Source organism: Nakamurella panacisegetis, from assembly GCF_900104535.1.
GTDB lineage: Bacteria > Actinomycetota > Actinomycetes > Mycobacteriales > Nakamurellaceae > Nakamurella > Nakamurella panacisegetis.
Window position 1 is genome coordinate 3848959 of sequence record NZ_LT629710.1, and the last position, 12732, is coordinate 3861690.

Annotated in this window: 12 protein-coding genes and 1 pseudogene; 6 read left to right on the top strand and 7 right to left on the bottom strand. The window is 67.5% G+C overall.

Going from position 1 to position 12732, the window contains the following annotated elements:
* Window positions 1-851: 851 nt before the first annotated feature.
* The 5 genes from BLS97_RS17340 to BLS97_RS17360 all read right to left on the bottom strand — a co-directional run bounded on the left by BLS97_RS17340 (window position 852) and on the right by BLS97_RS17360 (window position 5937).
* Window positions 852-1688 (bottom strand): ABC transporter permease, encoded by an 837-nt coding sequence (locus BLS97_RS17340; RefSeq protein ID WP_090478215.1) that lies wholly within the window; start codon window positions 1686-1688, stop codon window positions 852-854.
* Window positions 1685-2611: an ABC transporter ATP-binding protein gene (locus BLS97_RS17345; protein ID WP_090478218.1), complete on the bottom strand. Its 927-nt coding sequence runs from the start codon at window positions 2609-2611 to the stop codon at window positions 1685-1687. Before BLS97_RS17345 ends, BLS97_RS17340 begins: the two co-directional genes overlap by 4 nt.
* A gap of 108 nt (window positions 2612-2719) precedes the next feature.
* Entirely contained in the window at window positions 2720-3796 is a 1077-nt protein-coding gene (locus BLS97_RS17350) for a lysylphosphatidylglycerol synthase transmembrane domain-containing protein (protein ID WP_090478222.1), read from the bottom strand.
* 24 nt (window positions 3797-3820) lie between these two features.
* The gene (locus BLS97_RS17355; protein ID WP_090478226.1) at window positions 3821-5245 is read right to left on the bottom strand and encodes a HAMP domain-containing sensor histidine kinase; all 1425 of its coding nucleotides are present in this window, start codon (window positions 5243-5245) and stop codon (window positions 3821-3823) included.
* On the bottom strand, window positions 5242-5937 hold the full coding sequence (locus tag BLS97_RS17360; protein WP_090478230.1) for a response regulator transcription factor: 696 nt from the start codon (window positions 5935-5937) through the stop codon (window positions 5242-5244). Before BLS97_RS17360 ends, BLS97_RS17355 begins: the two co-directional genes overlap by 4 nt.
* A 391-nt stretch (window positions 5938-6328) precedes the next feature.
* Here BLS97_RS17360 and BLS97_RS17365 point away from each other — a divergent pair, with 391 nt between their 5' ends.
* The gene (locus BLS97_RS17365; protein ID WP_090478234.1) at window positions 6329-6622 is read left to right on the top strand and encodes a sugar phosphate isomerase/epimerase family protein; all 294 of its coding nucleotides are present in this window, start codon (window positions 6329-6331) and stop codon (window positions 6620-6622) included.
* A 91-nt stretch (window positions 6623-6713) separates the two neighbouring features.
* On the opposite strand, the gene BLS97_RS17370 is transcribed toward BLS97_RS17365, so the two are convergent.
* Window positions 6714-7604: an aldo/keto reductase gene (locus tag BLS97_RS17370; RefSeq protein WP_090478237.1), complete on the bottom strand. Its 891-nt coding sequence runs from the start codon at window positions 7602-7604 to the stop codon at window positions 6714-6716.
* Between the two features lie 204 nt (window positions 7605-7808).
* Here BLS97_RS17370 and BLS97_RS24555 point away from each other — a divergent pair.
* A pseudogene (locus tag BLS97_RS24555) lies at window positions 7809-8021 on the top strand (MmyB family transcriptional regulator).
* Between the two features lie 80 nt (window positions 8022-8101).
* Here BLS97_RS24555 and BLS97_RS17375 read toward each other — a convergent pair.
* On the bottom strand, window positions 8102-9016 hold the full coding sequence (locus BLS97_RS17375; RefSeq protein ID WP_090478241.1) for a helix-turn-helix transcriptional regulator: 915 nt from the start codon (window positions 9014-9016) through the stop codon (window positions 8102-8104).
* Window positions 9017-9144: 128 nt separating this feature from the next.
* Here BLS97_RS17375 and BLS97_RS17380 point away from each other — a divergent pair, with 128 nt between their 5' ends.
* The 4 genes from BLS97_RS17380 to BLS97_RS17395 all read left to right on the top strand — a co-directional run bounded on the left by BLS97_RS17380 (window position 9145) and on the right by BLS97_RS17395 (window position 12537).
* Entirely contained in the window at window positions 9145-9558 is a 414-nt protein-coding gene (locus BLS97_RS17380; protein ID WP_090478243.1) for a (R)-mandelonitrile lyase, read from the top strand.
* A gap of 3 nt (window positions 9559-9561) precedes the next feature.
* On the top strand, window positions 9562-10344 hold the full coding sequence (locus BLS97_RS17385; protein WP_090478247.1) for a carboxymuconolactone decarboxylase family protein: 783 nt from the start codon (window positions 9562-9564) through the stop codon (window positions 10342-10344).
* Between the two features lie 42 nt (window positions 10345-10386).
* Entirely contained in the window at window positions 10387-11436 is a 1050-nt protein-coding gene (locus BLS97_RS17390; RefSeq protein WP_090478250.1) for an alcohol dehydrogenase catalytic domain-containing protein, read from the top strand.
* 78 nt (window positions 11437-11514) lie between these two features.
* Entirely contained in the window at window positions 11515-12537 is a 1023-nt protein-coding gene (locus BLS97_RS17395) for an aldo/keto reductase (protein ID WP_090478253.1), read from the top strand.
* Window positions 12538-12732 lie beyond the last annotated feature (195 nt).

The following is a 12732-nucleotide window of genomic DNA, read 5'->3' on the forward strand; positions in this document are numbered from 1 at the left end:
TAACAAGAGGAGTGTCCGGACATGCCGGGGTGACTCATGGCGACCCGAAATCTACGGTCACCACCCATCACCGCAAATCACCTTCTGATGGTTTGAAAACGTGCAGTAAACGTGCACCTGAGTCCTGAAACGTAACTCAGCCCAATGGCGACCGCGGGCGCGGAGATCGGTTGCGCGGCTTGCGGTCGCGGGCGAGCAGGGCCATCGCCGCCGCCAGGTGGCTGCCATGTCCCGGCGCAAGCCGCCGGGCCGGGGGGCAAAGTGACAGCCAACGCAGGCGCTGAAGATCATCTTCACCCAATGCAACTCTGGCGGTCGCGCTGCCGGCGAGGGACCGCAACTGCGAGCGCTTCCCGGGCCCCTCAGTCCTCCTACGCGGCGTTGGCTGAGCCAAAGCCGCCGTCGTAGGGTCCGCGGTTGCTGCAGCTGGGCCACCGCCGACGCAGGCCGGATCAGCACCGCCAGCCACCACGCGGCGGCCCTTGGAAGACGCCCTGCTCGGCGCGTTCGCCGCCGCACGTATGAGTACCTAGCGGAATGATCACACCGACCTCCTGATGCGTGGGCCCCGCCCGATGCGGGAAGGTGTCCAGCGACCCCGACGTCTGCCATCGCGCTGACAGTCATCGGGGTATCCCGGCGGCGTCCAACATCGTGTTCGCGCTGCACGCACGCACGCTCGCACGGGCGGGCGGGCGCCGTCTTCAATAGGACATCCTGCTGACGCCGGACTCGGCGGCGAGGCTCGCGTCGGTGTCCCGGTGTCGCTGACTGAGGGTCGGCGCTGGGAGGGCGGCGTAGGTCAAGCGCTTCCTGCACCGATCTCGTTCACCGCAATGCGTGCCCTCCGGTCAGGCGTCGCGCCGCTTGAGCACCAGGGCAGCAACGCCGAGCGCGACTGCGGCGTAGAGGCAGAAGACGGCGAAGCCGGTCCAGGGGGACAGACTCGTGGTGTCCGGCTTCACCGTGTAGATCGCAGCTCCGGCGTTGCTTGGCAGGTAGGGGCCGATGTTGTCCTGCCAGGTCTGCGGCAGGATCGCCAGTATCCCGGGTAGGACGAGGAGAAGGCCGAACAGGGCGGCGATGCCGCCGGCGGTCGACCGGATGATGAAGCCCAGGCCGACGCCGAGCAGGGCCACCACGGTGAGGTACAGGCCGGTTCCGACCGTCGCCCGCAGCGCTCCGGCCGCGGCCAGGGTGGTGCCGTGGCTGGCCAGGGCGGCCTGGCCGGTCAGGAAGGCGAGGAAGGCCGAGAGTTCCATGAGGACGAAGGTCACGGTCGCGAACAGGATGGCCTTGGCCCACAGCACGGGTAGCCGTCTGGGTGCTGCGGCCAGCGACGATCGGATCATGCCGGTGCCGTATTCGCCGGTGATGAAAAGAACTCCGAGGACGCCGATGGCAAGTTGAGAGAAGTTGATGCCGGTGAGTGACTGGCCGATGGGTTCGAAGCGGGCGAGTTCGCGGGGGCGCATGTGGGACCAGTCCTGGTTGGTCAGGATGCCGCCGGCGATGGCGACGACGACCAGGCCCGCGACGGCCAGGATCATGGTGATCCAGCTGGATCGCAGCGAGCGGAGCTTGACCCATTCGGAACTGAGCACCCGGGGAAGGGTGACAGGCGCCGGATTCGCCTGGGGTGTATAGCGTTGCGGCGCGCGCGTGGGTTGGTCGTGGGTGGTGGTCATGCTGCGCTCTTCTCGCCGAGGGTGGTGCCGCCGTGGTATTCGACGGATTCGCTGGTCAGGGCCATGAATGCCTCTTCCAGAGAGGCTTGCTGCGGGGTCAGTTCGTGGAGGGCGATGTGGTTGGCCAGCGCGAGGTCGCCGATCTGTTGCGCGGTGAGCCCGGTGACCTGTAGCCGTCCTTCGTGATCGGCGGCTGTGTAGCCGGCGGTGGTGATAAGGCGCTGCAGGTCGGATGTTCGGGGGGTGCGAACCAGGACGCTGGCCCGCGACGAGGATGCGATCAGCTCCGCGATGGGTAGGTCCGCGATGAGCTTGCCCTTGCCGATGACGATGAGATGGTCCGCGGTTTGGGCCATCTCGCTCATCAGGTGGCTGGAGACCAGCACCGTGCGGCCCTCGGCCGCCAAGTTCTTGAGCAGGTTGCGGATCCAGAGAATCCCGTCGGGGTCCAATCCGTTGACCGGCTCGTCCAGGATGAGGGTGCCGGGGTCGCCGAGTAGGGCCGACGCGATGCCTAGGCGCTGACCCATGCCCAGGGAGAACGCGCCGGCCCGCTTGCGGGCGACGTCGCTGAGCCCGACGAGGTCGATGACCTGCTGGACCCGGGAGGTGGTGATGCCGTGGGTCTTGGCCAGCGCGAGCAGGTGGTGGTAGGCGGATCGTCCGGTGTGTACGGAGCGGGCTTCCAGTAGTGCGCCCACTTCGTGTAGAGGGGCGGGCAGATCCGCATACAGCTTGCCGTTGACGGTGACCAGTCCGCCGGTGGGACGGTCCAGGCCGAGGATCATCCGCATGGTGGTGGACTTGCCCGCGCCGTTTGGTCCCAGAAATCCGGTGACAATTCCGGGACGGACAGTGAAGTTCAATCGGTCGACCACGGTCTTCTGGCCATAGGTCTTGGTCAGCGATTGGGCTTGGATCAAGGTGATTGCCTGTCTGTGGTGAGTCGGTGGGGGTGCGGGATCGGGGGTGAGGCAAGGTGAGGGCGAGGCGCGTCCGAGCATGGGTTTGGTTGCGCGTCCCTGCGAAGATCAGGTGGTGCGGTGGGCCGAGTCATCGGGCCCGGTGTGGACCTGCTGGGCGGCGACGATCAGCCACCCGAGGACGACGACGCTTCCGGTGGACAGCAGCCGGTACAGAAGGACCGCGGCCAATGCGGGTGCGGCGGCGGCGCCGGCCATGGTGATGCCCAGAGTCATCGCCGTCTCGACGGCGCCCAGTCCGGCCGGCAGTGGCAGGAGACTACCGGCGGCCATGCCGGCCGTGTAGGTGAGAAGCAGCGCGGGGAAGGTGATGTGGATGCCGACCGCTGCGCAGCACGCAGCAAGGCAGGCCAGGTCCATGGCCCAGTTCGCCAACGCCAGCATCGCGGCGGCCAGCCAGTCCCGGGCCGATGGTCGGATGACCCGCAGATCGGCGACGATCTCCGACAGCCGCGCGGCGCCCGTCTGGACGGGCTTGCGGCGGAGCCGGTTGATGCCGACCAAACCCCGGTGGGCCCATCGGACGATGTGGGCGGGGTGGTGTGCAGTCTGAACCAGGGCGATCGCCGTCGCCAGGCCCAGTGCGATCTCCAGGATCGGGATGGCGATGGACCCGCCGGTGCCGGCGGTGAGCGCGAGACCCAGTACTCCGATCCCACTGAGGGTCAGCGTCGATAGCAGGCCGGTGATGGCCATGGACCATGTCGTCGCCGATGTCGAGGCGCCCCAGGCCCGAAGGTGACGGTAGGCGTAGGCGGTGGAGAAAACGGCCCCGGCCGGCAATGTGGTGTGCACGGCGCCGGCTCCGTAGCTGACCGCCAGGGTTCGCCGCAACCGCACGCGGGAGCCACCAACGGCCAGGGTGCGGGTGCGCAGTGCGGCGAAGGCGAGCATTGAACCGAGAGTGGCGGTGAGCCCTGCTAGCAGCCACATCAGTGAGGCGCTGGCCAGGCTGCCCACCCCGGCGGTGAGCGTCGGTGCGGCGGTCACCAGGTAGATGACGAGAGTCGCCGGCACGAAGACGCCGACGGCGATCCGGCGACCCACCGTGCCACGGGATGGTGCCGGCTCGACGGTGGCTGCAGCAGTGGCTGCGGTGCGCTGGTCAACCGTCGTTTCGGGCATGGGGTTGACGATGCCGTGGCGGTCCTAAGTGATCGCTGGTTGCGGGTTGGAGTTTGGTAAGAACGTTTCTGCGCCCAGGGTGAAACCGATCCGCGCGCCGCCGCCGGGTCGAGGTTGCGCGTAGCTCGCGCCGCCGTGGGCGGCGGCCACCTCGGCGACGATGGCCAGTCCTAGACCGGATCCGGGCATGCTGCGGGCAGTGTCGGCCCGGTAGAAACGGTCGAAAATCCTGGTCGCGTCGGGCAAGGAGATTCCCGGTCCGCGGTCGGACACCTCGATGCGGTCACCGGTGATGCGAAGGTCGACGGGGCCGCCTCCGGTATCGAACTTGAGGGCGTTATCCAACAGGTTGGAGATGGCCCTCTCCAACGCTCTCGGGCGACCGATGATCATGACGTGGGCCTCGGCCTCGGCCTCGGTATCGGTGTCGGCGTGGACCAGAATCGGCCGTTTGCTGCGGTGTTCGAACATCGCAGCCACTTTCTTGGCCAGGGCGGTCAGGTTGATCGGGCCGGCCGTTTCGGTGTCGCGGCGGTCCATCGCCAACTCCACCAGTTCGTTGACTAGGTTGGTCAGTTCCCTGGTCTCGCCGTCCACGTCATCGAGCAGCCGTTGCCGTGAGTTGGGGGATAGCTCGGCGAGGCGCCGCAGCACGCTGACGTTGGTGCGCAGGCTGGTCAGCGGAGTGCGCAGCTCATGGCCGGCGTTCTGCACGAGTCGCTGTTGCGCCTGCTTCGACCTCGACAGCTCGCCGACCATGGATTGCAGCGACGAGCTGAGCCGGCCGACTTCATCCCGACCGGGCATGGCGAATGCGACGTCCAGGCTCCCGTGCTGGCCGACCGTTTCGGCCATGCTGGTCAGTGCCGTGAGGCGGCGGGTGAGCCGGCGGGCCAGCCACCACCCGGCCGCGCCGGCCACCAGCAGGACCGCTAGAGCGACCAGCACGGTGACGACGGCCAGGTTCCGCAGCACCCGGGCGGCCTCGTTCAGGTCCCGCCCCACCTGCACGGCGCCTTTGGTGCCGCCGAGCGACTGGGTGAGCACCTGGTAGGTGGTGTTCCCCACGACGACCTGGTCGATGGTGCGCAGTCCTGCCGTCGAACCTTGGGCGATTTGCAAGGCGCGCGGGCTCACGGGCAACGCCACGGTCACTCCGGACAGGTGCGTCACGGCACCGGTGACACTCACCGACTGTGCGGTTTCGGACATCGTGCTCGGTCCGTCTCCATGGTGTTGTTGGTCCCCTGGCGCCCCCTGGGTGCCCTCGAGCGAGATGCTCGACAGTGACCCGCCCGCCGCCAGCGTGCTGACCGCCGACACCAACGACACGTTGATCTCGTTGTGCAGCGCATGTTCGGTGGTGCCGTAGGCGACCCAGCCGATCGTCACGGCCACGACTGCGGCGACGGCGGCGAAAGCAGCGACGAATTTCTGCCGCAACGTCATCGTGCGCCCGATCCGTTGAGGCTGTACCCCACGCCGCGGACGGTGCGGATCAGGGCCGGCGCCCCGGCGATGTCGAACTTGCGACGCAGATAACTGATGTACACGGCCAGGTTCTTTGAATCGGGGCCGAAGTCATAGCCCCAGATTCGATCGTAGATCGCCGAGTGGGTGAGCACGACGCCTGCGTTGCGGCCCAGCAGCTCCAGGAGATCGAATTCGGTCTTTGACAGGTCCAGCTGGTGACTGTGCCACCACACCCGTCGGCTGTCGGTGTCGATCCGCAGACCACCCAGGACTAACTGGCCCGCCGGAGTGGACGGTTCGGTCGGCGCTCGCCGCAATAGCGCACGTAACCGGGCCAGGAGCTCGTCGAGCTCGAACGGCTTGGCCAGGTAGTCGTCGGCGCCGGCGTCCAGTCCGGCAACCCGAGCGTCCAATTCGACCCGGGCCGTGAGCATCAGCACCGGTACCCGCAGCCCGTCGGCGCGGATCACTCGGCAGACACCCAGACCGTCTATCCCTGGCATCATCACGTCGAGGATGACTAGGTCCGGGGTTTCTCGGCGAACAGCGGACAGCGCTTCGACCCCGTCGGCAACGCTAACGACCGCATAGCCCTCCAACTCCAGGGCGCGTTCCAGCGACTCCCGGATCGCGCGATCGTCGTCGGCTAGCAGCAGTCGGTGGGCCATCTATCCATGGTGGAGCACGATGCTCACCCCGGGCGACTCTCTTACCCAGTTCACACCCCGCAGCGCCTGCCCAGTCGGAGCGGGCCCCTCGTTCGGTGCTGCAAGAAACAAGATCATGGAGCCAGTGGGTTCGCGATCATGGTGATGCGTAGGCCCCGATTGTTCTTATCTAAATGAAAGGGTCTTGCGCGAAGTGAATCGCTCTGGTCGGTGCGGGGCGCTGGGCGACCCTGGAAGGGATACGGACGATCGCCGACGGGCTGGCGCGCGCCGTGCCCGTTGCGTCCGCGCGGAAGATGCGGGTCGGCTACCACAATCACGCCTGGGAATTCGAGAACATCATCGACGGCAAGTCCGCCTGTGAGGTGTTCGTCGAGATGCTGCACCCGGCGTGCTCGAGCTTGACACGTACTGGGCCATGATGGGCGGCCAGGACGTACCTGCACTTCTCGGGCGGCTGGAGGAGCGGGTGGTCGCGCTGCACCTGACGGACGGTCCGCGGGCCGGAACGACAGCGGATCAGGTACCGCTCGGACGGGGAGACCTCCCCGCCCGGGCGATCTTGGACGCGGTGCCGAGCCTGGAGTACCCGGTGCTGGAGTTCGACCAGTATGCCGGGGACATCTTCGACGGGATCGCAGCAAGCTACACGTGTGCGACCGACGTCCTCGGGGCGCCCCGATGACGGCCGGCGCGGGCCCGGGCGGTGGCCGCGCCGATGCCCGATGATGCGCCCGTGACGACGGCGTCCTTGCCTCGCGTCTCGGCCATCGTCGTCAGGCTTCCGGGATCGGGCGGCCGAAATTCGCCAGGGTGATGGCGTCAGGGTCGGGGCCGCCGCGTTGACCGGTGTCGAGGCCGTCGATCGCGTCAATCTCCCGGCTGCTGAGGGCGAAGTCGAAGACAGCAAGATTCTCGGCGATGCGATGCGGCTTGGTGGACTTCGGAATGACCGAGCGTCCCTGCTGCAGGTGCCAGCGCAGCATGACTTGCGCCGCGCTCTTGTCATGCGCCGACGCGATCTCGACGATGGTCGGATCCTGCAGCGTGCTGGTGTGTGCGCCCTCGCGGTAGAAGGTGATGCCACCGATCGGCGACCATGCCTGCGTCAGGATGCCGTGGGCGGCGTCCAGGGCCTGCACCTGAGGCTGCTGGAAGTACGGGTGCAATTCGATCTGATTCACCGCCGGCACGACCTGAGCCTTCTCCAATAGCTTCGACAGGTGCTCGACCATGAAGTTACTCACCCCGATGGCGCGGACCTTGCCCTCGTCCAGCAGCGTCTCCAGCGCTCGGTAGGCCTTCAGGGTCTTGTCGAAGTCCGATGGCAGCGCCTGGTGCAGGATCAGTAGGTCGATCTGGTCGACGCCGAGTTTGCCGGCGCTCTTGTCGAACGCATGCAGGGTCTCGTCGTAGCCGTAGTCGCTGATCCAGACCTTGGTTTCCAGGAAGATGGCGCCGCGGACGACCTGGGACGCACGCACCGCTTCGCCGACCTCGCGCTCGTTCCCGTAGGCGGCGGCGGTGTCGATGTGGCGGTAACCGGCGTCCAAGGCCGCGGTCACGGCGCCGCGAGTCTCATCCGGAGGCGTTTGGAACACCCCGAGGCCGATCGCTGGGAGCGTGACCCCGTTGTTCAAGGTGATCATCTGTGCTGCTGTGCTCATGACTTAGCCCTTTCGTGGTGACTGCGCTGGGGTGGAATCGGTCGATGCCCGCGGGCGGGCGCAGGGTCAGCGTGGCGACGGCGGTCGCGCTGATCAACACCGCGGTGGTGACGTAGCTGACTCGCTGTCCGTGGCCGAACGAGGCGCTGACGTCGACGATGGCGCCGAAGACAGCCACCCCGAGCGACCCGCCCATCTGCCGGAGTGTTTGTCCGTAACGGCCGGTTCGACATTCTGGCCGTTAACGCGCTCGCCGCGGCCTTGATGACCGAGCTGTTCGAATCCGCAGCACAGCCTCCGAACCTCGCGCGATAGCTGTTCCTCGATCCGCGATCGCAAGGCTTCTACGCTGATTGGCAGGTCATTGCCCGAGATAACGTGGCGGCGCTACGCATCGAGGCGGGCCGAAATCCTTAGGACCGGTTCAGGGCTTGGTGTCTGCCCCGCGCATGGCCGGCGACACCGACCGGTCCGTCTAGCTCGCCGTGTGCGGCGGGCTAGTCCCTGGTGGCTGAACGTGCGCCATTAGTGCTCTGTGCGGTCGATTCGGCGGTGCGGGTGGCGGCCCAGGAGGCGAGCAGTCTGAGCCCGTCGGCGGTGGGAGTGCCAGGGTCGGCGGTATAGATGTTGAGCTGCAGAGCTGGGTCGGATGGCAGTTCCATGGCCTCGAAGTTGAGGTCGAGTGGGCCGACGGCCGGGTGGTGGAGGCGTTTGCGGCCGCTGCGGTGGAACTTGACGTTCTGGGCGGCCCAGTGCTGTCGGAACAGCTCGGATTGGGTGGAGAGTTCCCCGACCAGGGTGATGAGTTCTTTGTCGTGCGGGTGGCGGCCGGCTTCGAGGCGGAGCATGGCGGCGGCGTCGGTGGCGATGCGGTCGAAGTCGACGAAGAACTCGCGGGCCGCGGGGTCGAGGTAGACAAAGCGGGTGGTGTTGGCGGGGCGTTTGGCGGTGGCCCCGGCGGCTGCCGAGTTCAGGACCGGTGCGTACAGGGCTTCGCCCATGACGTTCAGGGCGATTATGTCGTGGCGGGCGTTGCGGACCCAGGCCGGCGCGTCGGTGATGGCGTCGAGGACCTGCTGGATCACGGGCCGCAGCGGTCCCGACGCGGCGCGGGGCCGCCGGGCGGTTGCAGCGGCGGCGAGGGCGAGCGAGCGCAGGTGTTCGCGTTCGGCGTCGTCGAGGTGCAGCGCCTCTGCGATGCTGTCGAGGACCTGCTCGGAGGCGCCGGCGAGGTTGCCGCGTTCCAACCGGACGTAGTAGTCGATGCTGACGCCGGCGAGCAGCGCGACCTCTTCCCGTCGGAGGCCCTTGACGCGCCGGTTGCCGCCGTAGGCGGGCAGGCCGGCCTGAGCCGGAGTGATCCGGGCGCGGCGCGACGCGAGGAACTCGCGGATCTCGGCATGGTTGTCCATGCGGTTCACGGTAGGCCCGTTCGTGACCGCCAAGGAGGCACTGGCATTACCTGGAAGGGCAGACACTCCCAGGGTCGAAGTGTCCGGGCTTGACTTGCTGACAGCAGTGCACTCACTCGAGGAGAGACATGAACAAGAACCCAGTGGCGGCGACGGTGAAGACGCCGGCGGCGAACTTCACCGGCGATGTCTGGTTGAACCCGGTCTTCGGCGGTGACGGCACGTCCCGGCTGACCGTCGGACTGGTGCGGTTCACCCCGGGGGCCCGCACCAACTGGCACCGGCACGCCAACGGGCAGCTGTTGGTGTGCACCGACGGCGTCGGTCTGGTCAGTACCCGCGACCGGCACACGGTGGTGCTGCGGGCGGGGGAGAGCGTGTGGACCGCGGCCGGGGAGGAGCATTTCCACGGCGGCACGCAGACCAACATGATGTGCCACTACGCCATTCTCGACGCCGCTGGCGCGGGTGAGGCGACCACGTGGCTGGAGCCGGTCACCGACGAGCAATACACCGCAGCACACACCGCCGGGCAGGTCTGATCCATGACGATCAACGACACGGCGAAGGCCTATCACGACCAGCTGTTTGGCGACCTGGTCTCGACACTGGCCAGGACCGATCCCGAGCTCATCGGCTACTTCGACAATTTCGCCTTCGCCGAGGTCCTCGCCGACGCAGCCGAGCTTGACGACAGTATCGACCTGCACACCCGGCTGCTGGTGCAGCTGGCCGCGGTCCTCGCCGCCGGGGGACTCGCCGAGTTCAAGGTGCTGGCCGCCGCCGGACAGGCCAACGCCGGGGTGACTCCGGTGGAGCTCAAGGAGGTGGTCTACCAGGCCGTCGCCTACGTGGGGATGGCCCGGGCCTATGACTACCTGCACGCCGTCAACGACATCCTCACAGCCGCCGGCGTCGAACTGCCGCTGCCCGGAAAGGCCACCAGCACTCCGGAGAGCAGACAGTTCCGTGGCCATGTGGTGCAGGAGCAGATCGTCGGCACGGGCCGCGTCGATCAGATGCACGCCGCCGCGGCATCTGACACGAAACACTTCCAGCGGTACCTGACGGGCAACTGCTTCGGCGACACCGTCGCACGCGGCGGCCTGGACCTGCCGACCCGCGAGCTGATCACGTTCTCGATGCTCGCCGCGATCGGCGGCGCCGACGCCCAGATCCGCGGACACGTCAGCGGCAACCTCAACGTCGGCAACACCCGCGCGCGGCTGCTGGCTGTCTTGACCGTGCTGGTGCCGTTCATCGGGTACCCCCGGACCCTCAACGCACTGGCCGCCATCAACGACATCACGCCGCCAGCCACCGACTGACCGTCGGCCACTGACTCCACCGACACCGAAAGCAGAACCCCGATGCGCGCAACTTTCATCTACGGCGCCGGCGACGTCCGCGTCACCGACGCCCCCGACCCGAGAATCGTCGAACCATCCGACGCCCTCGTGCAGATCACCCACGCCTGTGTGTGCGGCAGTGACCTGCACCCCTACCACTCGGCCCCGCACAACCCGGCCGGGAAGAGCATCGGCCACGAACTGATCGGTGTCGTCACCGAGGTCGGTGCCGCTGTGACGACGCTGGCCGTAGGTGACTTCGTCATCGCCCCGTTCGCGATCTCCTGCGGGGTGTGCGAATTCTGCCGAGTCGGTCTGCAAACCTCCTGCGTTCGCGGCGGCTTCTGGAACGACGACGACCTGGGCACCAGCGGCGGGCAGGCCCAAGCCGCCCGCGTTCCGCTGGCCGACGGCACCCTGGTCAAGGTCCCCGGCGTCGACCCGGCCACCGCCGACAGCGGCCTGCTCGCGTCCCTGCTCACCTTGTCCGACGTGTACGGCACCGGATGGCACGCCGCCCACCGGGCCGGCGTCACCGCGGGTGACACCGTCGCGGTCATCGGAGACGGCGCAGTCGGACTGCTGGCCGTGCTCTCGGCCAAACAGCTGGGTGCCGAGCGGATCATCCTGATGGGCCGCCACCGGGCCCGCACCGACCTTGGCCGCGAATTCGGTGCCACCGACGTCGTCGCCGACCGCGGCGACGAAGGGATCAACGCCGTCCTGGAGCTCACCAAGGGCGGCGCCACCAAGGTACTGGAAGCCGTCGGCCACCTGCCGGCCTTCCAGCAGGCCATCGGCATCGTCCGCCCCGGCGGGGTCATCTCCCGCGTCGGCGTCCCGCAGTACCAGGACGGCCCGATCGGCTGGTCGTTCTTCGGCAAGAACACCACCCTCACCGGCGGACCGGCCCCGGTCCGGGCCTACATCGAACAACTGCTTCCGGCCGTGCTGGACGGCACCGTCCACCCGGGCCGGGTCTTCGACCGCACCGTCGGCATCGAGGACACCCCACAGGCCTACGCCGCCATGGACGCGCGAGAAGCACTCAAGGTGATGATCAAGCTCTAGGTAGACCTCCCGGGGTGAGCATCCTCGGGCCCCCGGCCATTGTTATCCGCGAACGCTTCACGAAAGGACTCATCGATCATGCAGAACCGGATGCTGGGCCGGACCGGCGTCTCGGTCAGCCCGCTATGCCTGGGCACCATGATGTTCGGCCCCTGGGGCAACGCCGATCAAGCAGACTCGATCCGCATCATCCACCGCGCCCTCGACGTAGGGATCAACTTCGTCGACACGGCCGACGTGTACTCCGGTGGTGAATCCGAACAGATCGTCGGCAAGGCGCTGTCCGGACGACGCGACGACGTCGTCCTGGCGACCAAATTCTTCATGCCGATGGACGAGGACCCGAACCACCGCGGCGGCTCACGCCGCTGGATCATACGATCGGTAGAGGACTCCCTGCGCCGCCTGGGCACCGACCACATCGACCTCTACCAGGTGCACCGCCCCAGTCAGGACACGGGCATCGAGGAGACCCTCGGCGCGCTCACCGACCTGGTCCGGCAGGGGAAGGTCCGCTACATCGGGTCCTCGTCCTACGCGGCCAGTCAGATCGTGGAGGCCCAATGGGCCGCACGTGACCGCCGGTTGGAGCGGCTCGTCACCGAGCAGCCGCCATACTCCATTATGGTGCGCGGCATCGAATCCGACGTGCTGCCGACCGCCCGCCGGCACGGCATGGGCATCCTGACCTACAGCCCACTGGGCGGCGGCTGGCTGTCCGGCCGCTGGCGCAAAGACAACGCCGGCACCCCAACCTCCGCGGCGCGCCCGAAGGCCCGCTTCGACATGACCAGCGAAGCCAACCAGCGGAAACTCGAGATCGCCGAAAATCTGGCCGTTCTGGCCGAGCAGCACGGCATGACGTTGATCGACCTGGCCATCGCCTTCGTGATCAACCACCCCGCCGTCACCTCCGCGATCATCGGCCCGCGCACCATGGAGCAACTCGAGTCTCAGCTCACCGGCGCCGACGTCCGGTTGACCCCCGAGGTCCTGGACCGCATCGACGAACTGGTCGCACCGGGCGTCACCGTCAACGCCGACGACAACAGCTACGGCCAGATAGAACTCGATCCATCTGCGCGACGTCGGAGCTACTGACCCACTCCGAGTCACCTCTGAACCGCGCTCCTGGCTGGTAGCCAATGTGCCGACCTCGATCAGGCGGAGCGGACGAGCCGTGCCTCGCGGCCTGCTTCGCGCGAGTGCGAGTAGTTGCCCGCGCCATCGGACGCGTTCGGGCGGACATCGGGCGGTCAACTGGTGCCCGATACCACAAGACATAGCCTCTTCCGA

Coding starts and splice junctions, on each gene's coding strand:
- BLS97_RS17355 (WP_090478226.1), bottom strand. CDS start 5,245: ATGACGTTGCGGCAGAAATTCGTCGCTGCTTTCGCCGCCGTCGCCGCA.
- BLS97_RS17390 (WP_090478250.1), top strand. CDS start 10,387: ATGCGCGCAACTTTCATCTACGGCGCCGGCGACGTCCGCGTCACCGAC.
- BLS97_RS17370 (WP_090478237.1), bottom strand. CDS start 7,604: ATGAGCACAGCAGCACAGATGATCACCTTGAACAACGGGGTCACGCTC.
- BLS97_RS17375 (WP_090478241.1), bottom strand. CDS start 9,016: ATGGACAACCATGCCGAGATCCGCGAGTTCCTCGCGTCGCGCCGCGCC.
- BLS97_RS17350 (WP_090478222.1), bottom strand. CDS start 3,796: ATGCCCGAAACGACGGTTGACCAGCGCACCGCAGCCACTGCTGCAGCC.
- BLS97_RS17360 (WP_090478230.1), bottom strand. CDS start 5,937: ATGGCCCACCGACTGCTGCTAGCCGACGACGATCGCGCGATCCGGGAG.
- BLS97_RS17385 (WP_090478247.1), top strand. CDS start 9,562: ATGACGATCAACGACACGGCGAAGGCCTATCACGACCAGCTGTTTGGC.
- BLS97_RS17340 (WP_090478215.1), bottom strand. CDS start 1,688: ATGACCACCACCCACGACCAACCCACGCGCGCGCCGCAACGCTATACA.
- BLS97_RS17395 (WP_090478253.1), top strand. CDS start 11,515: ATGCAGAACCGGATGCTGGGCCGGACCGGCGTCTCGGTCAGCCCGCTA.
- BLS97_RS17380 (WP_090478243.1), top strand. CDS start 9,145: ATGAACAAGAACCCAGTGGCGGCGACGGTGAAGACGCCGGCGGCGAAC.